Genomic DNA, 25,652 nt, shown 5'->3' with positions numbered 1-25,652 from the left:
ATGAAAAACACCTTCATCGCACAAAACCCTTCGGTCCTGTGGTTTCTCGCCGCCCTTGGACTTTTCACCCTTGTTGTCACTGTCATGTCAGAGGCGACAGGCGTGGGTCTCATCTCCACTTCCTTTGTTAAAACGCTGGGTAAAACTCTCTGCTTGTGCCTGATCGCCATCGCTATGGACGTGGTCTGGGGCTATTGCGGGATCCTGTCGCTGGGGCATTTCGCCTTCTTCGGAATTGGTGGATACGCGGTTGGCATGTGGCTGATGTATGCGCGCACCGAAGGCATTGTGCTGGAAAGCCTGTCGGGTCAGGTGATCCCGCCCACCCCACAGGAAATTTCCGATGCGATCGGCAATCAGATCTTTGGCGTGGTCGGCAGCTCCGAGTTCCCCTGGATCTGGGCCTTTTCAGATACATTGTTCCTGCAATTGCTGATGGTCGTGTTGATCCCCGGTTTGCTGGCACTTGTCTTTGGCTGGCTGGCCTTTCGGTCGCGTGTCACCGGTGTCTACTTGTCGATCCTGACCCAAGCCATGACGCTGGCTCTGGCGCTTTATCTTTTCCAGAACGACAGTGGCTTGCGCGGCAACAATGGCCTTTCCGGGCTGCAGAACATCCCCGGTTTTGAGACCACGCCGCAGGCCACTATTTCCATCGTCTTCTTTCTGGTTTCTGCTCTGGCACTGGCCTTGGGGTATGTGTTTTTCGCCTGGGTGATTTCCGGCAAGATGGGCAGCGTTATCAAAGGAATTCGCGACAATGAGGCCCGTGTGCGATTCCTCGGCTACCATGTGGAGAGCTACAAGCTCTTCATCTTTACCATCACGGCGATCATTTCTGGCATCGCAGGCGCGCTTTACTACCCGCAGGCGGGCATCATCAATCCTGGTGAAATTGCGCCCATCACCTCCATCTACCTCGCGGTCTGGGTGGCCATAGGAGGGCGCGGAAGGCTCTATGGCGCGGTCATCGGGGCCGCTTTCGTCTCCTTGCTTTCAAGTTGGTTTACTGGCGGTGGCGCTCCCGACATCGACCTGGGCTTCTATACCATTCAGTGGACAGACTGGTGGCTCGTCTTGCTGGGCCTATCGTTCGTTGCTGTCACGCTGTTTTTCCCAAAGGGCATTGGCGGGCTTTTTGATTACGTTGTGAGAAAACCCTCATGACCACGCTTCTGGAAGTTGACGGCGTCACGGTCACTTTTGACGGGTTCCGCGCGATAAACAGCCTGTCCATCCAGTTCGCTGAAACCGAATTGCGCGCCATTATTGGGCCCAACGGCGCAGGAAAAACCACTTTCATGGATATTGTCACCGGCAAAACAAAACCGGATGAAGGCCATGTAATTTGGGGTGAGCGCAATATCTCTCTTCTGGGGATGTCCGAAAGTGATATTGCAATGGAAGGCATTGGGCGAAAATTCCAAAAACCAACCGTGTTCGAAGCCCAGACTGTCAGACAAAACCTGGCCATGGCGCTGAAAACGCCACGCGGCCCGTTCGCCGTGCTAATGCACAAGAAAACCGCCGAGAACGCCGCCCGCATCGAAGAAATTGCGACGGAGATCGGATTGATCGACAGCCTTACCCGCGTTGCTGGAGAACTTAGCCATGGCCAGAAGCAATGGCTTGAGATCGGAATGCTGTTGGCACAGGACCCGCGCTTGCTTCTGGTGGACGAACCCGCCGCCGGCATGACCGTTGAAGAGCGCGAAAAAACCACCGACATTCTGAAACGCGCCGCCAAGACACGCGCGGTGGTTGTTGTGGAACATGATATGGAGTTTGTGCGTCGCCTGGACTGCAAGGTAACTGTGTTGCATGAAGGCTCCGTTCTCGCCGAAGGCAGTCTGGACCATGTGACGTCAAACCAAACAGTCATCGATGTATACTTGGGGCGTGGTCATGCTTAAAGTTGACCACCTCGACCTACACTACGGCCAAAGCCAGATCCTATATGACATTTCGTTGCAAGCGGCGCGTGGTGAAATAACCGCGCTGATGGGCAACAACGGGGTCGGCAAAACCAGCCTTCTCAAGGCCATTGCAGGGCGTCAAGCCGCCACAAATGGCGAGATATCTGTGGGCGATCAATCCTGGCGCAGGATTGCCGCGGTGATCGCCGCACGCGCCGGAATTGCCTATGTGCCGCAAGGCCGTGAGGTCTTTCCCATGATGACTGTGCTGGAAAACCTCGAGACAGGTTTTGCCTGCCTGCCCAAAAGCGACCACGGCGTACCAGACACAGTTTTCGAACTCTTCCCCGTACTGCGCGACATGAAATCGCGACGCGGTGGCGATCTGTCTGGAGGCCAACAACAACAACTGGCCATCGCCCGCGCGCTGATCATGAAACCCAAGGTTTTGCTGCTGGATGAACCGACCGAAGGCATTCAACCCAATGTGATCGAACAGATCGGCGACGCGCTGCGCAAACTGCGGGCCGAAGCCGAAATGGCAATTGTGCTCGTTGAGCAAAATGCCGACTTTGCCTATGCGCTCGGCGACAGGTTCATCATTCTCGAGCGCGGCCGGATAAAACGCGAAAGCGCGAAATCCGATTACACCAAAGACGCATTGATCCAGGATCTGGCGCTGTGATCTTTTGACCAAGGTTCAACGACGACCCTAAAAGTTTGGCTTTCACGTTCAGGTTCGGAGAAAATTGCTTACACGGTAGCGTAAACTTCCCTAGGGTGCGCCGACATCAAGCAATCAGGGGCTTTACATGAACGGTGCGGAATCTCTCGTTAAGACGCTTTTGCAAAATGGCATTGATACGGTCTTTGCAAACCCGGGCACTTCAGAGATGCATTTCGTTGCTGCTCTCGACACTCACCCAGAGATGAATTGTGTCTTGTGCCTGTTTGAAGGGGGCACATCCGGCGCTGCTGATGGGTATTTCCGCATGAAACGCGACATTGCCGGAACACTTTTGCACCTTGCACCGGGGTTTGGAAACGCCTTTGCAAACCTACACAACGCCCGCAAGGCCGGTTCCGGCGTTCTCAACGTGGTGGGTGATCATGCGACACACCACCTGAGATATGAAAGCCCGCTCAAGGGCGACATCATCGGAATCAGTCAAGCCGTCAGCCATTGGACCCGTCTCTCACCCGACGCCGAAAGCGTGGCACAGGACGGTGCCGAGGCAATACGTGCCGCCCGCGCCGAAAACGGGCGGATCGCGACGCTTGTACTTCCTGCTAACACAGCATGGGATCCAGCGACGGGTCCTGCAAAAAGCTTGCCACCCCGTGCAATGGCCCGGCCCTCAAACAGCGAAATTGAAGCTGCTGCCGCACGTCTTGATACGGCAAATGCCGCTCTGTTGATCGGTGGCACAGCCCTTTTCGGCGATCAGCTGGAGCTTGCCGGCCGAATTGCTGCGAAAACCGGCTGCCGGTTGATCGTGGATACATTGATCCCACGGATTGCCAAAGGGGCAGGCGCAATCAAGTTGGACCAACTGCTCTATCCGGTTGACCCCAAGATCGAACAACTGTTGGGCACCGCGTCGATCACATTGGTCGGGTGCGACCGTCCCGTCGCCTTCTTTGCTTACCCGGGCAAGCCAAGCGTGCCGGAACCCGCGGATTGCACCATAGCCGAGCTTTGCAACCCGACGATGGATATCGGCTGGACGCTACAGGCCCTGGCGGATGCCACGGGCGTTACGCAGGCAGCGCAGCCAGCCACCTATACGCTGGCCCTGCCTGACCTGCCCACAGGTGCTCTGACACTCGAAAAGGTTGGACAGACGCTGGCTAACTTGATCCCTGAAAACGCGATTGTGTGCAATGAATCCGTCACGTCCGGTTTCAAAGTCATGCCGCCCACCGCAACCGCGCGCCCCCATGACCTGCTCAGCGGGACAGGCGGTGCAATTGGCTTGTGCCTCCCCGAGGCGACAGGTGCCGCGATCGCTTGCCCGGACCGGAAAGTGATCGCGCTGACTGGGGACGGGTCAGCAATGTACACCCTGCAATCGCTATGGACGATGGCCCGGGAAAGCCTTGATATCACGGTAATTGTATTTGCAAACAGAGGGTATCAGATCCTGCGAAACGAGCTGACCAATGTCGGCGTCACTGAGGTCGGACGAAACGCTCAAGCGATGTTTGATGTGGAAAACCCGGTGCTGGATTGGGTGTCATTGGCAAAAGGGCATGGTGTGCCTGCGACACGCACGCATGGCGCTGAAGGTTTTGCGCGTGAATTGCGGGCAAGTTTGACAAGCGACGGACCTGCATTGATTGAGGTGCATTGCACCTAGTACTTCGCCTAAGCGGTTTAGCCAGAATTGCATCGAACATTTCGACGATAGAGAGCGCTACGCGCGCAACTCTGTCGAAACGGGTAATGCCAAGAATCTCATGATAAAACTTTCCCGTTGGCTGGCCAATTTTGAAAACCGCAAAAGCATCTCACTCTTTGAGCGCCAGCCGGGCCTCAGCGTTCCAGATGTCGAGCAGCGACATTGCTACTTCGTCTTCGATATCGGCATAGAGAGCAATTTTAAGTTGCTCTTGTCCCAATTCATGCGCCAGCGAAATCAGATCACCACACTCGATTTCCCTGTGCACCATTGAATAGGGGAGCCAACCCACTCCCGTTCCGGCCAATACCAATTCTTTTATTCCGCTGGAAAGCGCGGTCTCGCAAAAGGGATTTTCGGAATAGACCCGCGTTGCGAAAGCCCGCTCTGAGGCAATGAGCACTTCGCCGAAGTAGCTGTCTTCAGGATAGACTATTGCAGGTGCGTCTCGTGGCAAAGTCCCGTCTTCCCGCACCGAAAACCGCAGGCCACCACCCACGACCGGCACCAGAAGGTCATTCCCCCACAGCACGCGAAGAATGTTGTCCCCAAAGGATAGGGGACCAGCAGTCTCAGATTCGTAGCATAGCAATATGCTGGCATCGCCACGCAGAAACATCGTGACGCAATCGCGTAGGTTACCGGGCCGCAACCGGAACTTTAAGCCGGGAAAACGCAATTTGGCATAAACGGCCATGTCAGGAAACGTCGAAAAGACCGGTGCATGCTGCGCAGCAAGAGAAATCGTGGAGTTCGCGGGATCGAAATGTGTAATTTTGCCCCGCAAGTCGCGGATGCGGTTGTTCAGTGCCCGCAATTCCGGTTCGTTCGCGCGCAGAGCCGAACTGATCTCCACCGAATTGGCCCCTCGGTGCAGGACATCTGTGCCCAACCACCTTTCAAAACTGCGGATGCGTCGCGAAAATGCGGGCTGTGTAATGTTACGCCGGGCTGCGGCGCGGGTCATATTGCCCTCTTCAAGAAGGATCAACACGTCGTCTAGCCACTTCAGATCCATTGCGCACCTCCAGCCATACTATAAGTATGAGCAGCCCGACAACAAAGCATTATTTTAATCAAACAGTATTTGGCATTGTTTGGCTAACTTACGTAAAGGACATCGCCCAGTGACTGAAAACAACACGCTGTCCGACGCGAATGACAGTCAGAATGCGGATGTGACCACCCGTCTCTGCAAGGATCTCTCGATCACTCTGGCCAAGTTTCCACGTGTCCGCCTTGGACATCTCCCAACGCCACTGGAACCGATGGATCGCTTGAGTGAGGCGCTTGGCGGTCCACGCTTTTGGGTGAAACGCGACGATTGCACGGGTCTTTCATCGGGGGGCAACAAGACACGCAAGCTCGAATACCTGATGGCGGATGCGCAAGCGCAAGGGGCGGACACCATCATCACGCAAGGCGCGACCCAATCCAATCATGCGCGCCAAACGGCAGCAGCGGCGGCGAAACTGGGGATGGCTTGCCACATTCTTCTTGAAGACCGCACAGGGTCGACGGACTCCAGCTACACTTTTAACGGCAACGTTCTTATGGACCGTCTGCACGGTGCCACCGTTTCAAAACGCGGTGACGGCACCGACATGAATGCTGAGATGGAAATGCTTGCGGAAACACTGCTGTTGGCCGGGCGAAGCCCGTACATCATACCAGGCGGCGGGTCCAATCCTATTGGCGCTTTGGGATATGTTAACTGTGCCCGCGAACTCGCGGAACAGGCTGCACATGTCGGTCTCAAGATCGACGCGTTGGTTCATGCCACAGGCAGTTCCGGCACCCAGGCAGGGTTGGTCGCAGGTCTTGCAGCCATCCGAAGTGACATGCATCTGCTTGGCATTGGCGTGCGCGCGCCTCAAGAAAAACAGGAGCATATGGTCTATGACCTTGCTCAGCGCACAGCCGACTATTTGGGAACCGGTCTCCGAATTGACAGGCACCAGGTTCGGGCAAATTGTGACTATGTCGGCCCCGGCTACGGCATGCCCACCGACGGCATGAAAACTGCGGTGAAACTGCTTGCCAGAACAGAGGGTCTTTTGTTCGATCCGGTCTATTCCGGCAAGGGCCTGGATGGACTCATAAATCTTGTTGGTAACGGGTATTTTGGACATATGGAAAACGTTGTTTTTCTGCACACTGGCGGCAGTGCTGCGCTTTTCGGGTATCCCGATACCTTCGATTTGCCCGGCTATACAGAATAAAAAACGACTACCAATAAGGAGACACATCATGTCACTCAGAAAGACGATCATCTCAGCGACCACGGCGATTGGTTTGTTCACCGCACCGGCCTTTGCGGCGGAAGAAGTTAAAATCGGCGTGCCATCCTGGACCGGCGCGCAAGCCATTGCGCATCTGCTCGCCGCCGTCGTTGAAATGCGCATCGGCGGCACCGCGGAATTGGTGCCCGGCAACAATGCCACGATCTTCCAGGCCATGGATCAGGGGAAAGGCGACATTGATGTGCACCCTGACGTCTGGCTGCCTAATCAGGAAAGCTTCACCAAAAAATATGTAGACGAAGCGGGAAGCGTCACCCTTTCTTCGAACCCTTACGAGGGCAATCAGGGCTTTTGCGTTTCGCAGGATTTTGCCAAAGCCAACAGCATCACGGACATTGCCGATCTAGGCCGCCCCGACGTGGCGGCGCTGATGGACAGTGACGGCAATGGCAAAGGTGAGATGTGGATCGGTGCGCCGGGGTGGGCATCGGCCAATGTCAATGAAGTGAAAGTGCGGGACTACGGTCTGCTCGATTTTGTGGAGCCGGTACGTGCGGAGGAAAGCGTGAAAACGGCCCGCGTCAAGGATTCCATTGCCAAGGGCGAAGGCTACGCGTTCTACTGCTACAAACCACACGCCATTTGGTACCAATTCGATGTGGAAATGCTCAGCGAACCAGTGTTTGACCCCGCCAAATACGTGATGATCCAGCCCTCGGATGACGCCGATTGGTATGAAAAATCCAGTGTCGCGACCAAGGATGCGCTCAAGGAAGTGCAAATCGCCTGGTCAAACTCCCTGCCCGAGCGCGCGCCCGCCATTGCGGAGTTTTTCGAAAGGTTTTCTCTAACAGCAGACGACGTGAGCAACTTTGCCTTTGAGATCAGTGGCAATGGCCGCGACCCTGCCGAGGTTGCACGTGAATGGGTTGATGCAAACCCTGACCGTGTTGACGGCTGGCTGGGCCTCTAACCCCCCACCCGCCCACCTGAGCGACCGGGATTTCACCCAACGAATCCCGGTCGCGACCCAATACACCCAATTTCCACGGCCAAGGGATTGTTCGGCATGAGCGATGACACCGTTGTAGAAATTTCTAACGTCTGGAAGATATTTGGCGCGCAGCCCGAAGTCGCTTTGCGCGATATACATGAACATGGCCTGGACAAGGCACAAGTGCTGGCAAAACATAATGCCGTAGTCGGCGTTGCTGACGTTAGCCTGTCGGTCAATCGGGGCGAAATCTTTTGCATCATGGGCCTCTCGGGCAGCGGTAAATCCACTTTGGTGCGCCATTTCAATCGGTTGCTGGAACCCACTGCAGGTAAGATCTTGATCGAAGGCATCGACGTGATGGGGCTCTCGCCACTCGATCTGCAAAAGTTTCGAAACCGCAAGATCGGCATGGTGTTTCAGAACTTTGCCTTGATGCCACACCGATCCGTTCTCGATAACGTGGCAATGCCATTGGAAATCCGACAGATCAGCAAGAACGAACGGATGCGGCAAGCCGCCGCGATCCTCGATATTGTCGAGCTCGGGGCCTGGGGTGCCAAGTTCGCCCACGAACTTTCCGGCGGCATGCAACAACGCGTGGGGTTGGCACGCGCTCTTGCCGCCAACCCGGATGTCTTGTTGATGGACGAACCTTTCAGCGCGCTCGACCCTCTGATCCGGCGGCAATTGCAGGATGAATTCATCCGCCTGTCGAAGATCCTCAAAAAGACTACGATTTTCATCACCCACGATCTGGATGAAGCCGTGCGCATCGGAGACCGCATCGCCATCATGCGCGACGGCAAATTGGTTCAAACCGGCACGGCTGAACAAATTGTGATGAACCCGGCAGATGACTATGTGTCGGATTTTGTCGCGGGGATCTCACGGCTCAAGGTTGTGCGCGCCCATGCGGTGATGCAAAACTTAGAAGCCTTCCTTCAACAGAGCGGCCCGATTGTCGCAGATGCACCACGCGTCAACGAAGACGAAACACTCAGCACTCTCATAAACCTTGCGATTGAGCATGAGAGCCCCATTCTGGTCGAGGATCAGGGCCAGGATGTCGGCGTCATTTCACGCGCGGACATCCTGCGCACAGTTGTCGAAGGGACGGAAATGTCATGAAAGACGACGCACGAAACCCACTGGAGGACACCGACTCGGAAGGCGCACGGGCCTATGCAGCGGAGCGAAAAAAGAACATCGAGACCTTTGTGCGCACCAACCCGGAATATTACATCGCGCAATTCGACAAGATTGGTGCCAGCTCTAAGTTCACTCCGACTTACAACAAGATGGCTGGGCTCTTTGGACCCATCTGGTTTGGCGCACGTGGTTTGTGGTCCTGGGCCTTGCCGTTCCTGATTATCGAGGCGTTGGCGTTTGTGCAAATTGCACGCGGACTGTTTGGCGATCTCGCCGCCGACGCCCGGGCACGGATCACCTCCATCGAAGGAACCTTGGAACTGAGGCAACAACAGTTGGCAGCGGCCATAGAAAGTGGCTCGGATAAAGTCGATGTCTATCAGCGCACGGTTGATTCACTGCAAGCGGCCATTGGCGGTATCCGTGCCGAAGCCGAAGTTCTGGCCGGTCAGGGCCTTTGGATCGCTCTCACCGGGTTGGCCATTCTCATTGCAGGCAAGGCTGCCCAGGCCACGGTTGCCAACTGGGCTCTGGAGGCGCGGTTCTCCGACTGGCTGTCGGATCGCACCATCCGCTCGGGCCTGCCGGTCCCTCAAATTGTTTTCAGCGCCGTTTTCATGGTTCTGATCGTACTGGCCGCAATGCTCCACTATAGCCTGCCGGGACGCTTCACGCTGCTGAGCGATTTCCCCACCAACCCCGACTACCGGCTCAACAGCATTGCTTGGGTTGAGGCATTCTTTGCCTATGCCGTAACGAACGGCGAAGCTCTCTTCGACCTCATCACTTACGGCATCAGAATGATCCTCGACGCGCTGGAGCTCGTTTTTGTGAGCACTCCATGGATTGTCATTGCCAGCCTGATCGTGCTGCTGACATGGCTGACTGCTGGCGTTCGCACGGCGATCTGGTCCACCGCTTTCCTGTCCTACATGGGGCTTCTGGGATTCTGGGAAAAAGCGATGACAACGCTTGCCTTGCTCGGCACGGCCGCATGCCTGTCGATTCTGATCGGCATACCGCTGGGCATGTTTTGCGCGCGCAGGCCGCGTTTTTATTCTTTTATCCAACCGATCATGGATTTCATGCAAACCATGCCAGCCTTTGTTTTCATGCTCCCGGTGATCGCGTTTTTTGGGACCGGTAAGCCTGCTGCTGTTGTGACCACAATGATCTTCGGCGGTACGCCTGTGGTGCGTCTCACTGTGCTGGGCCTGCGCGGCGTACCCGAGAGCGTGCGTGAAGCGGCCATCTCTTTCGGCGCCAATAAATGGTACCTGCTCACAAGAGTGGACCTGCCGTTGGCCAGCCCCTCGATCCGCGCCGGGATCAATCAAACGATCATGCTTTCGCTTGCCATGGTGGTCGTGGCCTCGCTGATCGGTGCAAAAGGTCTGGGCGAAGACGTGCTCGAAGCGCTGCAGTATGCCAATGTTGGTCAAGGTATTCTTGCAGGTTTTGCCATCCTCTTTTGCGCGATGATCCTTGACCGTATCGTACAGGGTCAGCGAAAGTGACACCACTGGTTCTGGTCCATGGTTTCATGGGCGGAAGCGCGCAGTGGGACGGGCGAAAGCAAGCTATCTCGCCAGATGGCGACGTGATTACGGTTGATTTACCGGGCTTTGGAAAGAACGCCGCAGCCTCAGCGCTCGATCGAATTCCAGATTTCGCAGATTGGGTAATCAGTCAATTGGACGCACAGGGCGTGCAATCCTTCGATCTCATCGGCCACTCAATGGGCGGCATGATCGTGCAACAGATCGCGCATCAGGTGCCTGATCGTATAGGACGGCTGATCCTTTACAGCACCGGGGCAGTCGGGGTTTTGCCTGGTCGGTTCGAAACAATCGCACAGAGCAAGCAACGCGGTGTTGAAGACGGCATACCTGAAACGGCTCGTCGCATTGCCGCAACCTGGTTTTTGCATGGTGCAGAGGCAGCTGGGTACCAAGCCTGCGCGGAGATTGCGCAACTCACCGCACCGGCAGCTTTCACCGGCGGTTTGGATGCCATGCAAAACTGGTCAGGCGTCGCGCACCTGAAAGGTTTGCGACCCCAGACGATGGTCTTGTGGGGGGACCAGGATCGCACCTACCCTTGGTCGCAGATCGAAACCCTGTGGCAGCACATTCCAAATGCGCAACTGGCCACGGTGCCTGGCTGTGCGCACGCCGTACATTTGGAAAAACCGGAACTGTTCAACAAGCTGGTATCGGACTTTCTCCGCCCCGATTGAACATTTTTGCAATGAGGGGCACCGGTCATACCGGATAATCAGCCAAACAGCCTTTTGAAAGTGTCAATGCAATCGCGAAAGCCAGCCTCGAAATCGCCGTCTCCCGGGTGATAGACACTCTCGAACGACACTACCCCATCATAGCCGTCGGCACGCAGAGCTTTCGCAATATCTGCAAATAATGGACCCAATTGCCCCTCCCCCATCTTGCGGACTTCTAAGGTTGCGCGCGGTGTGTCCACCAGAACGTCCTTGATGTGAACATGTCCGAGGTAGCCATCTTTCACTTCGGCGTATCCATCGGGATAGGCCAATTCATGACACCAGCAATTATTGGCCGGATCCCATAGCACCTGCAATGTCTCCTTCGCATCCAACTCATCGATCAGTCGTCGCGCGGTGTAGTTGGAGTTGACCATGGTGCCATTGCCCGTCTCAACCACCAAACGCACGCTTTCTGCGCGCGCCAGATCGATAGCTGGGGCAATCAAGGGCAACAAACTGTCCCAGGCTCCTTGGGCTACGTTCCACCTCTCAGCCCCACCGCGCCCCCAGAGGATTTGCTCCTTTTTCGGTGTCATGATCCGCACCAATGGCGCGCCAACGACATGGGCCATGTCAATGACACGTTTCAATGCGTCCATGTGCGTTCTGTGCAAAGCGTCGCCGAGCCGGTTTTGCACAGTCATGCCCGCAAATATGTGGCGCGACAAACAGGAAACAGACTTGCCCCGGTCACGTAACAGACCATCAATTTCCCGGATTTCATGAGGCGAATGGTCGCCAACTTCGTGGTCGCCGACAAATTGCAACTCTGCGTAGTCCAGTCTAAATGCATCCATCACGTCAAGGGCGTGGCCTAAATCACGACTGATACCATCGCAGATCACACCGAGTTTCATGATTTAGGTTCGCGGTGCAGCTCGGCGCCCACGATCTCTTCGATAACCCGCGTACAAACCCAATTATCACCAGTGGGATACTTGGTACGGCCTGCGTGAAAAATCTGCATCGCAGATCCGGCCGTGTGCAGCGGCACACCAAGCTCTTCACCGAGCCCCATAGAAATCGTCAGATCCTTATGCATGGTATTGATGTGACTTCCCGTGCCTTCAAACTGTCGGTCGATTATCTTTTCCAGCGCATTATTGACCACGCCACAGCCTGCAGAAGACGTCGAAAACACATCCAATAACACCTGACCGGAAACACCTGCTTTGGCGGCCAGCGCTGCAGCTTCGAAGGTCGCTGAAAACTGCGCGCCGATCAGTGATTGCAAACAGGCTTTCACGGTTTGACCCTCGCCGGGCATGGTGCCAACACGGTGAATATCTGCCGACACGGCCTCCATAACCGGTGCAAATTGATCCAGCACCTCAGTTGGCGCCGCCGCCATCATGGTCAGCGTGCCGTTTTGCGCGCCCGGAAATCCGCCAGAGACCGGCGTATCGATCAGATGAACGCCCGACCCGGCCATAGCAGCACCAATCTCGCGCGCCTCGCGGGGTTTGATTGTCGCGCTCAGGATGACCGCGCTGCCTTTGGTCATATGCGCGACCAGGCCATCTTCCCCCAGAATGACGCTCTTGGCTTCTTCACCGGTCATCACCATCACAAAGACGGCCTCAGACATGCGGGCCACTTCAGTTGTTGATCCCGCCGCAATCCCGCCCATGGCGACAAGGGCGCGCATGCGGTCTTTTTTGAGATCACGGCCGGTGACTTGGAACCCTTTTTTGATAAGGTTTTTGGCCAACCCGCTGCCCATGTCTCCAAGACCAATGACACCAACTGAATTCATATTGTTCCCTCCCTTGGGTTTCCGGCGGGCACGTTTCCGCGCGGCGTTCGAAAAAGCGCCGCAACTAGGGGCGCTGACTTTGGAGGAATTTCACACGTCTTGTTGACGTCGGACGAGTCCAAAAGACACCCCCCTGCCCGGTTAGGTAGCTCACGCTACCAGCAGATATCTCAGAGCTGCAAGCCTCGGCTCAATCGTTCTGGGAATGTCCAGATTCTCGATGCGGAAACCACACTTTGGGATCGCCTACATGCCAGGTTTCATATTTCGACATGATACTGGAAAATCGATCCGACGACAGGAAACGCTGCAGCCACCTGTGCAGATCCGGCCAGTCTTGCGCATCAAACCAAGGCTTGTCGATAAAGGCGAACTGGCGCACAAATGGAAGTATCGCATAGTCCGCAAGTGATGGCGTTGCAAAGATCCATTCTCCAAGCTGGTTGTTTAGATCTGACAGGAACACACTGGCCTTGTCGCGTTCCTTTGCGGAGTCGCATTCCGGGTAGCGGGTTGCATATTTCGTCCGGTCCAACGCCGCCTTGAACGGGCCATCTGCGCGCGCCACCCACTCAAAACCAGTCTTGGGCATGTCCAGCCAACCCTCCGGATCGTGCTGATCCAGCGCCCAGATCATAATGTCGAGGCTTTCGTCGATCACTCTGTTTGATGCAACCAGACAGGGCACGGTTGCACTGGCTGAAGCTTCCAGAAAGGCTTGAGGCTTGTCGCGCAATAGAACCTCGCGTAGTTCCACCTCAACACCACTAACCGCCAGTGCCAGGCGCGCGCGCATTGCGTAGGGACACCGCCGAAACGAATATAGAATAGGTGCTGCGGTCAACGAACGGAGGTCTTTTTGAGTTACTTGCATAGCATCAGAACCTTAGAGACGTAGCCGCTCACAATACATCAGATCCTTTCCAGAAGCTTCATGCGCTGAATCTTTCCTGACGCCCCTTTGGGCAGCTCGGACATAAAGTGTATCTTGTCAGGAGATTTGAAAACACCCAGTTTCTCGACGCAGATTCCCCGCAGTTTTTCATCGGTTAATGCGGAACCTTCCCGCACCCGGACAGCGGCTTCAACCCTTTCTCCGTAGGTCTGGCACGGTCTCGCAAAAGCAGCGGCTTCAATCACATCTGCATGCGAATAAAGCGCCTCGTCGATCTCACGCGGCGCGATGTTTTCTCCGCCCTTGATAATCAATTCCTTCAATCGACCGGTTACAAAAAGATACCCGTCCTTGTCCTTGCGCCCGAGATCCCCGGTTAACAGCCAATTGCCAGCAAATGTGTCTTTGGTCGCCTCGGAGTTTTTCAGATACCCTGCCATGACGTTCGGGCCGCGTACGGCAATCTCCCCTTCGACCGCAGGCGGGCAAGGTGCCATGTTGTGATCCATGATTTCCACCTCGTTGCCAAAAGCGATGCCCGGCGAGCCGATCTTGCGCACACCTGGTGGCAGAGGGTTGGAAAGAATTTGCGCCGCAGTTTCGGTCAAACCCATTGTCTCGATGATCGGGACGGAAAACCGCCGTTCAAAGGCGCGTTGTACATCCGGAGCCAGCGCGGCGGAGGCCGATCTGCCGAAGCGTAAGCGCGTCTTAGTTGCACTGTCCGGCTCAGCGTCACCGTGCAGCAAATGCGATATGATCGTTGGGACTACGGAAAACCAGCTGACCCGCAAATCACGCGCTTGTTGCCAGAACTGACGAGCAGAAAACCGAGGGCACATGGCAACCGATCCCCCGGAGACCAGTGGGGCCATCATCGTCACGCAAAGGCCATTGATATGGCAAATGGGTAGCACACAAAGCGCGCGGTCCGACGCCGTCAATTCATGGGCAATCGCGGTTGTCCAACCGCCTGCCAGCAAACTGGCGTGTGTGTGCACAACGCCTTTGGGGCGGCCGGTCGTGCCTGACGTGTACATCAGGAGAGCATCGTCGCCGGGCGAAACCTCGTGCAATTTCACGATACTGCGCGACTTTGGCAGCTCAAAACGCTGCAAGCCAGCGGTTCGCGTTTGTTCAAAAACCTCCTGTTGAGACGCGTGGACAAGGGCTATTTGCGCATCACAATGCTCCAGCGCGTAGGCAATCGCCGCATTGCCCGCAGCCAGATTGATCAAGGTCGCGCGAAAACCACCGTATAGCGTGCCCAAAATGGCAAGCACACCTTCGCGACTGTTCGGCTGCATGATCGCGATACTGTCGCCTTTTGTCGCGCCCAGCCTTGTCAGATCACAGGCCATCGCGTGCGCTTCGCGGTGTAGATCTGACCAGTCCAGTGCCGGGGTGCCATCCGAGAAAACATAAGCCGCTCCAGCCAGTGAAGCATGCGCCTTAATCCAGTCCCGAACAGTTCCGGACGGGGGCACTTCCCGGGTTAGCTTCATTGCCCCGCAACCTGCCAATAGTCGCCAAAGATGTCTTCGAGTTCGGGCTCAACGGGCGGTATTTCTCGAATAACCTTTGTGGTCTGCAAAAAGTGCTTCCAATGCACGTTATCGTCTATTGAATTACCACCCCACGATCCACAGCCCATAGAGAGAGAGAAAGGCATCCCATTGTTGAATGCCCCGCCGGTTGCAAAACAATGCGCCTGATTAACGATCACACGGCACGTGGGAAGGGCAACCCCCAGAGCAATTGCCCGCTCCGGATCGGTAGAATGCAACCCGACCGAATGCCCGGCACCCTGATGGGAGAGAATTTGCGCCGTCTTTTGCACGGCACCCTCGAAATCACGCACGCGATACAGCGCCGCAACACGGGAAAGCTTTTCTCCAGACAATGGGTGATCTGGACCAACCCCCTCAGTTTCAACCGCCAGAAATTCAGTATCGGGAGGAACCTGGTTCTCAAGATCCAAAGCGCGGATCATCTCGTCCGCATCCTGCGCGATCACGGATCGGTTGAGGTGGCCATCGGGCCAAAGCTTTGCAACGACACCCGCTTCATCCTTGATCAAAGCCCCCCCTGAGGCTGCAAGCGCCAGCACGAAATCATCATAGACCGCGTCAACTACCACCAAAGCGTTCTCGGACGAACAAGATGTGGCATTGTCAAAGGTCTTGGACGCGGTGATCTTTTGCGCGGCCGCGTTGAGATCACAGGTTTCATCAACGATCACAGTGACATTTCCAGCCCCAACAGCCAGTGCAGGCGTGCCGGATGAATAGGCCCGTTTGACGTTGTTCTGCGAGCCGGTCACTACGATCAGATCGCTGATCTCCAGCAGTCGTTGGGTTTTTTCCTTGCTGCCCTTTCCAGGCACCATTTGAACCAGATCAGGGTTTTCACCGATTTTGTCGAATTCGGAATGAATGTAGCGCAGCAGGGTTTCGCAGGACGGAACACCTTTGGGCGATGGGGACAAAACAATCGCATTGCCGCATTTCAGTGCGTTGATGATGTTGTTGGCCGGTGTTGCAGCAGGATTGGTCGACGGCACAACGGCCCCAATCACACCCATCGGGCGGGCAATTTCCGTGATCCCGGTCTGCGCGTTTTCGTCAATAATACCAAAGGTTTTTGCCTCGGAGATGTCACGCATCAACCCCAATGTCTTTCGATGATTTTTCGTGATCTTGTCGGGCACGTTTCCAAGCCCCGTGGTTTGCACCGCCAGTTCCGCCAGATGACGGTTTCGGGAGGGTTCCATGATCGCCCAGGCGGCGGCTTGCGCGGCACGGTCATAGCGACACTGTGAGCCATTCTTTTCGTAATCCTGCTGCGCTTTGCGCGCCCGCGTGACGACGAGATCAACCTGTGTCAGATCATCCTGAGCGTTCATGTCCGCTCCCCCTTTCGCGATGCACCCTCACGCCTTGTGACAGGCGTGAGGACTCATTTGTTACAGTCCGGCCAGCAATTCTGTAAGTGTTTCTTCACGCGCCGCCCACATGGCCAACACTTCGTCGCGGGTCATGATGTGCATCGGCGAACCACCCGCCTTCATCTTGCTCGCAACCCGAGTATTCTCGAACATAGTGGGCACGGTCGCGGCCAGCTTGTCGATGATACCTTGTGGCGTGCCCTTAGGCACCATCACACCACGAAAATTGACCGATGCGTTATCCACTTCAAGACCGCTTTCCATCATCGTAGGCACATCCGGCAAGAATGCGTTGCGTTCCAGATCCGCCACAGCAAGGATTTTGACATTCCCAGCTTCAGCCGCACGGAAAGCGTCTGACAGGTTGTTAATCCCCGCCAGCACATCGCCAGCGATCACGGCCTTCATGGCCGCAGCGCCGCCGCCTTTGGTCGGGATGTAGGCCAGCTTGAACCCCCCCGCCTTTTCCATTTGCAATGCGGCGATGTGGTGACCCACGAACAGACCTGCACCTGATGTGGTTAACTTGCCGGGGTTTTCGGTTGCAAAATCAACAACATCCTGCAAGGTATTGAATGCACTGTCCGAGCCAACTACCAAAACGGCTGGATCGGCACCCCAGTTAGCGATGGGTTCAAAGGTATCCGCACTGTATTGCACGCCGCCTTCGATCGATTGGGCAATAAAATGCGGAATGTTGTATGCGCCCAATGTATAGCCATCCGCATCCGCCTGAGTTGCAAGCCAGTTCCAGCCCACGCGCCCCCCCGCGCCCGGTTTGTTGAGAATGGCGATAGGCATGCCCAGCGCATCCTCGTTGCCCGCCGTCATGGTCACAATACGGGCTTGAAAATCCGTGGCACCTCCCGCGCCATAACTCACCATCATCATGATCGGTCGTTCCGGATAGGTGTCGTGCCCGTCCGCCTGGGCAACTGGGGCCAAGCCGATCAGCGCCATAGCGGCACACGCGATTAGTTTCTTCATCTTGTTCCTCCCTAGGATTACTCTGCCGCTCTTCGCGGTTCAGAACAGGACCTCTCGCGGTGTGAAAACATTCAGCAGCAGCGCGAAAAGACCATACATAACGGCGATAAAACACGCCGTGATGATGATGCGTTTGAGCCATGATCTAAGCGCACGGTGCGGCGCGGGATCATAAAGGCTCAACAGAATGAAAAAGGCGATTGTCGTAGCCGTGTAAAAACCCAGTCCCTTGGCCATCCAGAAAATATACACCATCGCGACCAGCAAACCCGGCGCAAGGTTGGTCATCTGGTGCACGGTGATGCCATTCCCGACCTTCGTCCAACCCATGCAAGCCTTGACGAAGGTCCACAGAGCCAACACCACAAAGACCGTCGCGATCAAGCGCGGAAACAAGAAGGCTTCAGAGGGTTGCTGCGTGTAGCTGACATAAGTTACCCATACCCCCACAACGGCCACGACGCCCGAGCCAATGATGTGCTGTACGCGAGGCAGGTTCAGATCACTCATGCCATGATCTCCTCTTTGGAGGTATAGCGACGGGCTCGTACTTCCATGTAGACTGAATAGAGAATCGACGCGACGACCACCGCGATCAGCAGCAAGTTCAAGCCACCGCCGAAAAAGTAGACGGCCAAACCATCGGTTGCAGTTGCGATCATGCTGCCCTGAATGAAGTTCGCTTCGGCAATGGGGCCGAGGATCAGACCAAGCACAAGTGGTGCCGCCGAAAAGCCGAAGCGTTCGAGGAAATACATCATCACGCCAAGGCTTGCCATGACGTAGACATCGCCCATGCTCGATTGCACCGAATAGCTGCCAAAAACAGCGAGGCCTAAGACAACCGCGGCCATGACGCTTTGCGGAACCATAGCAATCTTGGCGGCCAACCCGGCCACATATAGCCCAAAGACACACATAAGAATTTGTCCGATCAACATCGAGTTGATGAAAGTCCAAGCAACATCCGGGTGGTTGTCAAAAAGGTCTGTGCCGGGAAAGATTCCGTGAATCAACAAGCCGCCAAGGAGCACTGCTGCTGTTGGCGAACCCGGGATGGACAAGGTGAGCAACGGCACAAGCGAAGGGCCGACCATCGCGTTGTTTGCCGATTCCGCGGCGATCAAACCTTCAGGGTGGCCGGTTCCGAATTTGTCGCGCTCCGGGCTGAATTTCTTGGACTGATCATAGGCCACCAGCCCGGCGATTTGCCCGCCAACGCCGGGGATTAACCCAATGATCGACCCGGTTATTGTGCCTATGCCCATCGCGCGTTTGCTTTGCAGTAACGTGCCGACGGCACGTCCTATGGGGTGTTTTTCGACTTCGATCACCTCAGCCGCATCATTGCGCCGCCCGCGCGCAAACATGGTTATGACCTGCGGAATGGCAAAGAGCCCAATCAGCGCGGCAATGATGTTGATCCCGCCCCCCAAAGAGGGATGAAAGATAAATCGTTGAGCCCCCATGATGTCATCAAATCCAATGGTCGCGAGCCACAATCCGATACAGCCTGACAGCAGTCCTTTCACAACTGATCTGGAATCCAGTGACCCAATGACAGTGACGCCCAAAATGGCCAGCCAAAAGAGGTGGCTTGGGCCAAACGCCAACGCCCATTGCGCTAGGACCGGCGTCAGAAAAATCAACAACAAGACACCAAAAACGCCGCCGACGGCAGAGGACAGAAATGACAACTGCAACGCCTTCGCCCCCTGTCCTTTTTGTGCCATCGCATGACCATCAAGGGTGGTCGCGATATTTGCGGGTGCGCCGGGAATTTTGAGCAAAATGGCCGAAACCGCGCCGCCTGCAACGGTTGACGTGTAAGCCGCGCCCAAAAGGATCAGGCCTTGGGTTGCCTCAAGCTGAAACGTAAACGGAATGAGCAGCGCCACTGCCATCGTCGGTGACAAACCTGGAGTTGCGCCCAAAATCAAACCGCCAATGGTTCCGACAAGCAGCAACGCAAAGTTCACAGGAGTGAAAACATCCCCGAAATAGTAGATGAACTCCACGCGCCTCTCCCCCGGCCTGAATTCACTTGACGTTTTAAGGTAAAGAATGAAAATAGTTTTGCAAATGTTTTCATTTTTGCTATAATTTTTGAGGTTAAGTGGTTAATTTAAAAAAGAATAAAGTGGATATTTTTGCTGTTGCAAATGTAGCAAAGGTATCGATTTCGACAGTCTCACGTAGTTTCAACCACCCTGAGAAAGTCAAGCCTGCGACTCGCAAGAAAATCGACCGGGCCGTTCGAAAACTCGGCTACATTCGTAACCGCGCAGCACAAACCATGCATGGGATACGCAGTGGGACAATTGGGTTGATTGTGCCGACAATTGACCATGCGATCTTCTCTGAGTTGATGCAGGCCTTCGCGCGGTCAGTAGAAGATCAAGGGTTTTCAATGCTGGTGGCACCGCACGGGTATGATCTCGAAAAAGAATACGCCGCCGTACGGAAATTTCTGGAACACCGCGTAGACGGGATCGCTCTGATCGGACAGGACCATTCAGAGGAAACCTACCAAATATTGGAAAGCAGCGAAACGCCGGCCATTTCCATCTGGAGCTATGATGCCAAGTCGCGGCTGCCCTGCGTCGGGGCCGACAATGTGAAAGCCGGACAGCTTGCTGCGCAGTGTTTGCTCGACCACGGGCATCGAGCGATTGGACTGATGTTCCCCCCGCTTATTGGCAATGACCGCGGGACCGGTCGTTATGAGGGTGTCTTCGCAACGTTGCAATCTGCGGGCCTCACTCCAAATGACGCATGGGTGGTTGAGTGCCCATACAGCCTCACAGAGGCAAAAAAACACGCAATCAACTTGCTTAGTGCGCGCCACCGACCAACAGCGCTTTTGTGTGGCAACGATGTTCTTGCTCTTGGTTCCATTTACGCCGCGCAAAGCATGGGGCTAACGGTACCTGAAGACATTTCGGTCATCGGTATAGGGGATTTCAAGGGGTCGGAAGAAATGCACCCGGCCCTAACGACTGTCCGTCTGCCTGCTAAACAAATCGGGCATACGGCTGGTCAGGAACTTGCAAATTTGGTGGTCGGAAACACAATTGGAAAAAGCAGAGTGAACTGTCCTATAAGTTTGAAATTGAGGGAAAGTTGTGGATATGTTTGAGGGCATTTCAGGCGCTTCGATGAGCTATACCTCAATTTTCTGCACACTTTGCATCAATTGGAACACTGAGCATTCAAATTTTCGCTTTAGACCCAGTTTAGTCAAAACACTCTTAGGCTAGTAGCGCACAAAGAGTTTTCGAACTTGAAAAGGTTGGTTAAAAATTTTGGTCGCGTTGAAATAGAGAGGCCGGGCTTCATGGTACCAATGATTGAGAAAACTCAACCAACATCGCGCCGAATAGCTTGGGTCTGAGCCATGACAGCAAATCACAAAAGTGCGTTGCTGGTACTTTTTTGTGTAAGACTATTCCCTTTTGAATACACTACCGTAGCGTCAGGGATTGCTGCCCTAAAGGTGCAAGAATTTTTCAACCTCCGCCCGGTTTTGAGCAAACGCCTGGGACGTGCCCTTCCAGACGATTTCACCTTTTTCCAAAACAAAGTACCTGTCTGATATCGCTGAAAGCTCATTCAGATTTTTATCAATCAAAAGGATTGATAGTCCATCCGACTTCAGTTGACCCAGCATCGTCCAGATTTCAAGTCGGATCAACGGTGCCAAACCTTCGGTGGCCTCGTCCAAAATCAGCAATTCCGGATTGGTCATAAGTGCGCGACCGATCGCCAACATTTGCTGTTCTCCACCCGACAGCTGAAACCCATAGTGATTTTTACGTTCGGCAAGTCGAGGGAAAACGTCATAAATGCGCGGCTCGTGCCAGCCCCCTGACGCCAAAGGTGCTGCCGTGGCGCGGAGGTTCTCGCTGACTGTAAGCGAGGGAAACACATGCCGGCCTTCGGGCACCAGACCCAGTCCCGCCTGGGCAATCTTGTAAGGTGGTGCGGCCGTCATATCGCGACCGGAAACCGTGATCTTCCCTGCTCTTGGAGCCAAAAGCCCCATCAGGCACCGGATCGTTGTCGTCTTTCCCATGCCATTACGCCCCATCAACGTGGTCACCTGTCCCTTTTCCACGTCCAGAGACACCCCGAACAACACGCTGGCGTTGCCATACCCGGCTTGCAGGTTTTCGATGCTGACAATCGTGTTCATTCGGTTCCGCCCCCAAGATAGGCGGTCCGCGCGGCCGGATCTTCCCGCACGGCATCGGGTGATCCCTGTGCAACCACAACGCCATCAACGAGTACGTACACGGCATCTGCCAGCTGGAAAATCGCATCCATATCATGCTCGACCAAGAGCATTGTCAGGCTGCCGCGCAAGCTTGCCAAAAGCTTGATCAAAGCGAGGCCTTCCGTACGTCCCAAACCCGCCATCGGCTCATCCAACAGCAGGAATTTAGGCCGGCCTGCCAAAGCAATACCGAGTTCCAAAAGCCGCAACTCTCCATGCGACAGGTTTGCTGCAAGTACATCTGCGCGATCTTTTAATCCGACCCGCGCCAAGGTCGCCATGGCTGCATCATTCAAGCTACTTTCTTGGGCAGCCACTTTAAAGAACCGCAGGCTTGAGCCAGACTTGGCTTGTGCAGCGATGGCAACATTTTCCAAAACCGAAAAACTCGATAAAACCGAGGTAATTTGAAAGGTTCTGCCCAGACCGTTTTGTGCGCGTTGCGCCACGGACAGTTTCAACATGTCCACCCCATCCAGCGCAATTTGCCCCGCATCAGGTTTCAAAACACCAGAGATTTGATGAATCAACGTCGTTTTACCCGCCCCATTTGGCCCTATCAGAGCATGGCAAGCGCCACTTGGAATCGTGATATTGATGTCTTGGCTGACACTCAACGCACCAAAGCTTTTGGACAGGTTGCGGATCTCGAGCGTGCTCATGAGGGGTGCTCTGCGCTCTGTTTGCGAACCAACAAATCGCTGAATCCGCCTTTTGTAAAAAGTACGATCACGACCAGAAGAGGCCCATAGATCAATCGCCATTCATGAAAAAACGATCCCAACACTTCTTCGATGATCACGATGAAAAACGCGCCAAGGATAGCACCATTGCGGCTTGCCAACCCTCCCAGAACAACGGCGACAATCAAGTCGCCAGAGCGTTGCCACGCGGCAAGGGCCGGGCTGACGAATTCCGCATATTGGACCAGCAAGAGCCCTGATACTCCTGCGATCATTGCAGCCAGAACATAGGTAATAAGCCGATATTGCGTGACTGGATACCCCATTACCTGCGCACGCTCGGGGTTATCGCGTGCCGCGCGCAGCACGCGGCCAAAACGCGACCGGCTGACGCGAAAGACACCCCACCAGGTCACCAGCAATGTGCCCAGAACAACAAAGTAGAGCCCTCGGCCGTTTTGAACCACTTCGCTGCCAAACAGAGTTGCCAAGGACCAAAGCGTCAACCCGTCGTCACCGCCATAAGCTGCCAGTGAGGTGAGGGTAAAGTAGGCCATCTGTCCAAAAGCCAATGTGATCATCAGGAAATAGACGCCACTGGTGCGCAGCGCAAAGGCGCCGGTGATCAGGGCAAATGCGCCCGTCACTGCTAGGGTCAACAGCAAAAGTAACAGTATGTTTTCAATACCGTTTTCCAGCCCGATGGCGGCCGCGTAAGCCCCGAGGCCAACAAAAGCTGCGTGACCAAGACTGACCATTCCGCCATGACCGATCAGAAGATCAAGCGAAATTGCTGCAATGGCGAGTAACATCGCTTTGATGATCAGACCCGTGAGGTACCCCGCACCGATCAGGGGCAACAAGACTGGCATGGCAAGCAACAGACCAAAGATGATCCCGCCAGCAATCAGTGACCGATCCATCAAGCGACACCTTTGGCCGGCAAAAGGCCTTTGGGCCTGAGAACAAGGATGGCGGCCATGAGCAGGTAGATCAGCATCGATGCCAGCGCCGGACCGATCTGATTGGCGAAAGACGGGTTGAAAACAAAAGAGAGAAAAAGTGTCGCGAGGCTTCGCCCCAGCGTATCGATCAACCCTACCAAAAGCGCGGCCACAAAGGCACCGCCAATAGAGCCAATACCGCCAATAATGATAACGACGAATGCAACAATCAGGATGTTGTCCCCCATGCCCGGCTCAATCGCGAAGATCGGCGCCGCGATGACGCCCGCAAACCCAGCAAGCATGGCGCCGACCCCAAACACGATCATGAAAAGTTGTTTGATGTTCACACCCAGCGCCGAGATCATTTCGGGTGTGGTGGCCCCGGCACGGATGAGCATGCCAATACGTGTGTAGCTGACGGTAAAATAGAGCCCCAGAGCCACGGCAAGACCGGCTCCGATGGTCATCAGACGATAGACCGGATATCGCAGTGTTTCGGTGAGCTGGATGGACCCCGAAAGGAAAACGGGCGGATCAATGGAAAGCGTCGCTGGGCCAAAAAGGACTTTGGCGAGTTCGTTGAGAAAGATAATGATGCCAAAGGTCGCGAGCACCTGATCAAGGTGACTACGAGTATAGAGATGTCTGAAAACAAAGAATTCCAGCAGCAGCCCAAAGATCAATGCAGTTACCAGTGATAAGGCAACTGCGATCATGAAATTCCCGGTAACCGCCGTGTAAGCAAAGACCAGGTAGGCCCCGACCATATATTGAACCCCGTGCGCCAGATTGATAAACCCCATCACGCCAAAGACCAGCGTCAAGCCAGCTGCAATGAGAAACAACAGCATGCCATACTGCAACCCGTTCAGGCACAGGATCAAAAACAAAGTAAGCGACATCAAAGGAACTTTCTGAGGCAAGCGGCCCTGCAGGTAGTCAGAGCAGGGCCGCTGGCATCTTTACATCTTGCAGTCTTGGCTAAAGCTATCGGCGTAGTTTTCTGCCACCGTGCGGACAAAGGAAGTGTGGAACTTGCCGTCGTCTCGTTTGACAACTTTGAGCATATGAAAGTCCTGCACTGGATAATGGTTGTTGTTGAACGCAAAATCCCCGCGCAGAGAGGTGAAATCCGCCTCTTTGATGGCCGCCCGCACTGAGTCTTTGTCGCTCAGATCGCCCCCAGTTTTTGAGATTGCGCTGTCAAGCAAACTGGCCGTGTCATAGGCCTGCATCGCGTAGGAGCCGGGAATGTAGCCGTATTTGGCCTCAAAAGCCGTCACAAACGCGGTGTTGGCCGGGTTGGGCATATCCGGGGCCCAGGTGCCGGCCGCTAGAAAGCCCACGGCGTCATCCTTCTGGCCTGGCAAGGTAGTTTCGTCCGTTGTGAAGACGGACATGAATTTCATGTTCTCCGACAGACCGGCGTTTGTGAATTGTTTGACCAAACGCACGCCCATGCCACCCGGCATGAAGGTGAAGATCGCATCTGCTTCAGACGTCGAGATGCGCGCCAATTCCGCCGAAAAATCCTGATGGCCCAGAGGTGTAAACACTTCGTCAGTCACGGTGCCTTCGAAGGTCTGCTTGAACCCGTCCATGTTATCACGCCCGGCCTGATAATTCGGTACCATGGTGAAAACACTTTGGAATCCCTCTTCATTGGCAATCATGCCGCTGACTTCGGCGTTCTGGTTGTTCTGATAGGAGGTCGCAAAGAAGTACGGGTTGCAATTGCGTCCTGCAAAAGTGGAAGGACCAGCATTCGGGCTGATCAAAAACGTCTCCGATTGAACAATGGGCTTGAAGATGGCCTGCAGCATATTCGAAAAGACGGTACCTACGACAAAATCGACCGCGTCTTTTTCGATCAAAGACGTGGCCTTGAGTAGTGCCACATCTGGCTTCAGCTCATCATCTTCGACGATCAACTCCACCTTTTGGCCACCCAGCATGCCACCCTTGTCATCGAGCGCCAGTTGGAAGCCATCTACGATCTGTTGGCCCAAAGCCGCAGGCGGACCGGATAGGGTCACAACCATGCCAATTTTGACGTCCTCGGCAAAAGCCGCGCCAGACAGTGCTGTGCAGGTCGCAAGGCAGGCAGCGAGTTTAATACTTCTGTTTTTCATTTTTTTCTCCCAGTTACGTTTTTTTCTGAAGCTTGCAT

The 25,652-nt window shown here is 55.0% G+C and carries 24 protein-coding genes; 10 read left to right on the top strand and 14 right to left on the bottom strand.

Going from position 1 to position 25,652, the window contains the following annotated elements:
* From urtC to AB8B75_RS11890, 4 genes are all read left to right on the top strand, one after another.
* On the top strand, positions 1–1,167 hold the full coding sequence (urtC, locus tag AB8B75_RS11905; RefSeq protein ID WP_405362502.1) for an urea ABC transporter permease subunit UrtC: 1,167 nt from the start codon (positions 1–3) through the stop codon (positions 1,165–1,167).
* Positions 1,164–1,913 (top strand): urea ABC transporter ATP-binding protein UrtD, encoded by a 750-nt coding sequence (gene urtD / locus AB8B75_RS11900; RefSeq protein ID WP_405362501.1) that lies wholly within the window; start codon positions 1,164–1,166, stop codon positions 1,911–1,913. The genes urtC and urtD overlap by 4 nt, the downstream gene beginning before the upstream one ends.
* Complete coding sequence (gene urtE / locus AB8B75_RS11895) at positions 1,906–2,601, top strand: urea ABC transporter ATP-binding subunit UrtE (RefSeq protein ID WP_405362500.1); 696 nt, start codon at positions 1,906–1,908, stop codon at positions 2,599–2,601. Before urtD ends, urtE begins: the two co-directional genes overlap by 8 nt.
* A gap of 127 nt (positions 2,602–2,728) precedes the next feature.
* Positions 2,729–4,276, top strand: coding sequence for an acetolactate synthase large subunit (locus AB8B75_RS11890; protein ID WP_405362499.1), 1,548 nt, complete (start codon positions 2,729–2,731; stop codon positions 4,274–4,276).
* Positions 4,277–4,427: 151 nt separating this feature from the next.
* Here AB8B75_RS11890 and AB8B75_RS11885 read toward each other — a convergent pair whose 3' ends face one another.
* A complete protein-coding gene (locus AB8B75_RS11885) occupies positions 4,428–5,336 on the bottom strand; it encodes a LysR family transcriptional regulator (RefSeq protein ID WP_405362498.1) in 909 nt (302 codons plus the stop codon).
* 190 nt (positions 5,337–5,526) lie between these two features.
* Between AB8B75_RS11885 and AB8B75_RS11880 the strand changes: the two genes are divergently transcribed.
* The 5 genes from AB8B75_RS11880 to AB8B75_RS11860 all read left to right on the top strand — a co-directional run bounded on the left by AB8B75_RS11880 (position 5,527) and on the right by AB8B75_RS11860 (position 10,946).
* Positions 5,527–6,540 carry a D-cysteine desulfhydrase gene (locus AB8B75_RS11880; protein ID WP_405362523.1) on the top strand — a complete coding sequence of 338 codons (1,014 nt, stop codon included), beginning with the start codon at positions 5,527–5,529 and terminating at the stop codon, positions 6,538–6,540.
* Between the two features lie 28 nt (positions 6,541–6,568).
* Positions 6,569–7,534 (top strand): glycine betaine ABC transporter substrate-binding protein, encoded by a 966-nt coding sequence (locus tag AB8B75_RS11875; protein WP_405362497.1) that lies wholly within the window; start codon positions 6,569–6,571, stop codon positions 7,532–7,534.
* Positions 7,535–7,630: 96 nt separating this feature from the next.
* Positions 7,631–8,686, top strand: coding sequence for a glycine betaine/L-proline ABC transporter ATP-binding protein (locus AB8B75_RS11870; RefSeq protein ID WP_405362495.1), 1,056 nt, complete (start codon positions 7,631–7,633; stop codon positions 8,684–8,686).
* Entirely contained in the window at positions 8,683–10,224 is a 1,542-nt protein-coding gene (locus tag AB8B75_RS11865) for an ABC transporter permease (RefSeq protein ID WP_405362494.1), read from the top strand. Before AB8B75_RS11870 ends, AB8B75_RS11865 begins: the two co-directional genes overlap by 4 nt.
* Positions 10,221–10,946, top strand: coding sequence for an alpha/beta fold hydrolase (locus AB8B75_RS11860; protein ID WP_405362492.1), 726 nt, complete (start codon positions 10,221–10,223; stop codon positions 10,944–10,946). Before AB8B75_RS11865 ends, AB8B75_RS11860 begins: the two co-directional genes overlap by 4 nt.
* A 38-nt stretch (positions 10,947–10,984) precedes the next feature.
* Here the strand turns inward: AB8B75_RS11860 and AB8B75_RS11855 are convergent, their stop codons facing one another.
* From AB8B75_RS11855 to AB8B75_RS11820, 8 genes are all read right to left on the bottom strand, one after another.
* On the bottom strand, positions 10,985–11,848 hold the full coding sequence (locus tag AB8B75_RS11855; RefSeq protein ID WP_405362490.1) for a sugar phosphate isomerase/epimerase family protein: 864 nt from the start codon (positions 11,846–11,848) through the stop codon (positions 10,985–10,987).
* Positions 11,845–12,747 (bottom strand): NAD(P)-dependent oxidoreductase, encoded by a 903-nt coding sequence (locus AB8B75_RS11850; protein WP_405362488.1) that lies wholly within the window; start codon positions 12,745–12,747, stop codon positions 11,845–11,847. The genes AB8B75_RS11855 and AB8B75_RS11850 overlap by 4 nt, the downstream gene beginning before the upstream one ends.
* A gap of 190 nt (positions 12,748–12,937) precedes the next feature.
* Positions 12,938–13,621, bottom strand: coding sequence for a glutathione S-transferase (locus tag AB8B75_RS11845; protein WP_405362487.1), 684 nt, complete (start codon positions 13,619–13,621; stop codon positions 12,938–12,940).
* Between the two features lie 38 nt (positions 13,622–13,659).
* Positions 13,660–15,147 (bottom strand): AMP-binding protein, encoded by a 1,488-nt coding sequence (locus tag AB8B75_RS11840; protein ID WP_405362486.1) that lies wholly within the window; start codon positions 15,145–15,147, stop codon positions 13,660–13,662.
* Positions 15,144–16,547: an acylating sulfoacetaldehyde dehydrogenase gene (sauS, locus tag AB8B75_RS11835; RefSeq protein WP_405362484.1), complete on the bottom strand. Its 1,404-nt coding sequence runs from the start codon at positions 16,545–16,547 to the stop codon at positions 15,144–15,146. The genes AB8B75_RS11840 and sauS overlap by 4 nt, the downstream gene beginning before the upstream one ends.
* A 60-nt stretch (positions 16,548–16,607) precedes the next feature.
* Entirely contained in the window at positions 16,608–17,576 is a 969-nt protein-coding gene (locus tag AB8B75_RS11830; protein WP_405362482.1) for a tripartite tricarboxylate transporter substrate binding protein, read from the bottom strand.
* 39 nt (positions 17,577–17,615) lie between these two features.
* A complete protein-coding gene (locus tag AB8B75_RS11825) occupies positions 17,616–18,086 on the bottom strand; it encodes a tripartite tricarboxylate transporter TctB family protein (protein ID WP_405362480.1) in 471 nt (156 codons plus the stop codon).
* A complete protein-coding gene (locus tag AB8B75_RS11820) occupies positions 18,083–19,594 on the bottom strand; it encodes a tripartite tricarboxylate transporter permease (protein WP_405362478.1) in 1,512 nt (503 codons plus the stop codon). The genes AB8B75_RS11825 and AB8B75_RS11820 overlap by 4 nt, the downstream gene beginning before the upstream one ends.
* Positions 19,595–19,716: 122 nt before the next feature.
* Between AB8B75_RS11820 and AB8B75_RS11815 the strand changes: the two genes are divergently transcribed.
* Positions 19,717–20,715, top strand: a complete 999-nt coding sequence (locus AB8B75_RS11815) for a LacI family DNA-binding transcriptional regulator (protein WP_405362476.1) — start codon at positions 19,717–19,719, stop codon at positions 20,713–20,715.
* A 351-nt stretch (positions 20,716–21,066) separates the two neighbouring features.
* Here the strand turns inward: AB8B75_RS11815 and AB8B75_RS11810 are convergent, their stop codons facing one another.
* From AB8B75_RS11810 to AB8B75_RS11790, 5 genes are read right to left on the bottom strand one after another with little or no spacing between them, the layout of a single operon-like run.
* Positions 21,067–21,771, bottom strand: coding sequence for an ABC transporter ATP-binding protein (locus AB8B75_RS11810; protein WP_405362475.1), 705 nt, complete (start codon positions 21,769–21,771; stop codon positions 21,067–21,069).
* Positions 21,768–22,514: an ABC transporter ATP-binding protein gene (locus tag AB8B75_RS11805; RefSeq protein WP_405362473.1), complete on the bottom strand. Its 747-nt coding sequence runs from the start codon at positions 22,512–22,514 to the stop codon at positions 21,768–21,770. The genes AB8B75_RS11810 and AB8B75_RS11805 overlap by 4 nt, the downstream gene beginning before the upstream one ends.
* A complete protein-coding gene (locus tag AB8B75_RS11800) occupies positions 22,511–23,458 on the bottom strand; it encodes a branched-chain amino acid ABC transporter permease (protein WP_405362471.1) in 948 nt (315 codons plus the stop codon). The genes AB8B75_RS11805 and AB8B75_RS11800 overlap by 4 nt, the downstream gene beginning before the upstream one ends.
* On the bottom strand, positions 23,458–24,384 hold the full coding sequence (locus AB8B75_RS11795; protein ID WP_405362522.1) for a branched-chain amino acid ABC transporter permease: 927 nt from the start codon (positions 24,382–24,384) through the stop codon (positions 23,458–23,460). The genes AB8B75_RS11800 and AB8B75_RS11795 overlap by 1 nt, the downstream gene beginning before the upstream one ends.
* Positions 24,385–24,444: 60 nt before the next feature.
* Entirely contained in the window at positions 24,445–25,614 is a 1,170-nt protein-coding gene (locus AB8B75_RS11790; protein WP_405362469.1) for an ABC transporter substrate-binding protein, read from the bottom strand.
* Positions 25,615–25,652: the final 38 nt, after the last annotated feature.

This window comes from Roseobacter sp., assembly GCF_045106495.1.
In the GTDB taxonomy this organism is placed as follows: Bacteria; Pseudomonadota; Alphaproteobacteria; order Rhodobacterales; family Rhodobacteraceae; genus Roseobacter.
The sequence above is the reverse complement of the archived record's forward strand: the minus strand, read 5'-3'. Positions and strand labels throughout refer to the sequence as shown.

Coding starts and splice junctions, on each gene's coding strand:
- urtC (WP_405362502.1), top strand. CDS start 1: ATGAAAAACACCTTCATCGCACAAAACCCTTCGGTCCTGTGGTTTCTC.
- urtD (WP_405362501.1), top strand. CDS start 1,164: ATGACCACGCTTCTGGAAGTTGACGGCGTCACGGTCACTTTTGACGGG.
- urtE (WP_405362500.1), top strand. CDS start 1,906: ATGCTTAAAGTTGACCACCTCGACCTACACTACGGCCAAAGCCAGATC.
- AB8B75_RS11890 (WP_405362499.1), top strand. CDS start 2,729: ATGAACGGTGCGGAATCTCTCGTTAAGACGCTTTTGCAAAATGGCATT.
- AB8B75_RS11885 (WP_405362498.1), bottom strand. CDS start 5,336: ATGGATCTGAAGTGGCTAGACGACGTGTTGATCCTTCTTGAAGAGGGC.
- AB8B75_RS11875 (WP_405362497.1), top strand. CDS start 6,569: ATGTCACTCAGAAAGACGATCATCTCAGCGACCACGGCGATTGGTTTG.
- AB8B75_RS11870 (WP_405362495.1), top strand. CDS start 7,631: ATGAGCGATGACACCGTTGTAGAAATTTCTAACGTCTGGAAGATATTT.
- AB8B75_RS11865 (WP_405362494.1), top strand. CDS start 8,683: ATGAAAGACGACGCACGAAACCCACTGGAGGACACCGACTCGGAAGGC.
- AB8B75_RS11855 (WP_405362490.1), bottom strand. CDS start 11,848: ATGAAACTCGGTGTGATCTGCGATGGTATCAGTCGTGATTTAGGCCAC.
- AB8B75_RS11850 (WP_405362488.1), bottom strand. CDS start 12,747: ATGAATTCAGTTGGTGTCATTGGTCTTGGAGACATGGGCAGCGGGTTG.
- AB8B75_RS11845 (WP_405362487.1), bottom strand. CDS start 13,621: ATGCAAGTAACTCAAAAAGACCTCCGTTCGTTGACCGCAGCACCTATT.
- AB8B75_RS11840 (WP_405362486.1), bottom strand. CDS start 15,147: ATGAAGCTAACCCGGGAAGTGCCCCCGTCCGGAACTGTTCGGGACTGG.
- sauS (WP_405362484.1), bottom strand. CDS start 16,547: ATGAACGCTCAGGATGATCTGACACAGGTTGATCTCGTCGTCACGCGG.
- AB8B75_RS11830 (WP_405362482.1), bottom strand. CDS start 17,576: ATGAAGAAACTAATCGCGTGTGCCGCTATGGCGCTGATCGGCTTGGCC.
- AB8B75_RS11825 (WP_405362480.1), bottom strand. CDS start 18,086: ATGAGTGATCTGAACCTGCCTCGCGTACAGCACATCATTGGCTCGGGC.
- AB8B75_RS11810 (WP_405362475.1), bottom strand. CDS start 21,771: ATGAACACGATTGTCAGCATCGAAAACCTGCAAGCCGGGTATGGCAAC.
- AB8B75_RS11805 (WP_405362473.1), bottom strand. CDS start 22,514: ATGAGCACGCTCGAGATCCGCAACCTGTCCAAAAGCTTTGGTGCGTTG.
- AB8B75_RS11800 (WP_405362471.1), bottom strand. CDS start 23,458: ATGGATCGGTCACTGATTGCTGGCGGGATCATCTTTGGTCTGTTGCTT.
- AB8B75_RS11795 (WP_405362522.1), bottom strand. CDS start 24,384: ATGTCGCTTACTTTGTTTTTGATCCTGTGCCTGAACGGGTTGCAGTAT.
- AB8B75_RS11790 (WP_405362469.1), bottom strand. CDS start 25,614: ATGAAAAACAGAAGTATTAAACTCGCTGCCTGCCTTGCGACCTGCACA.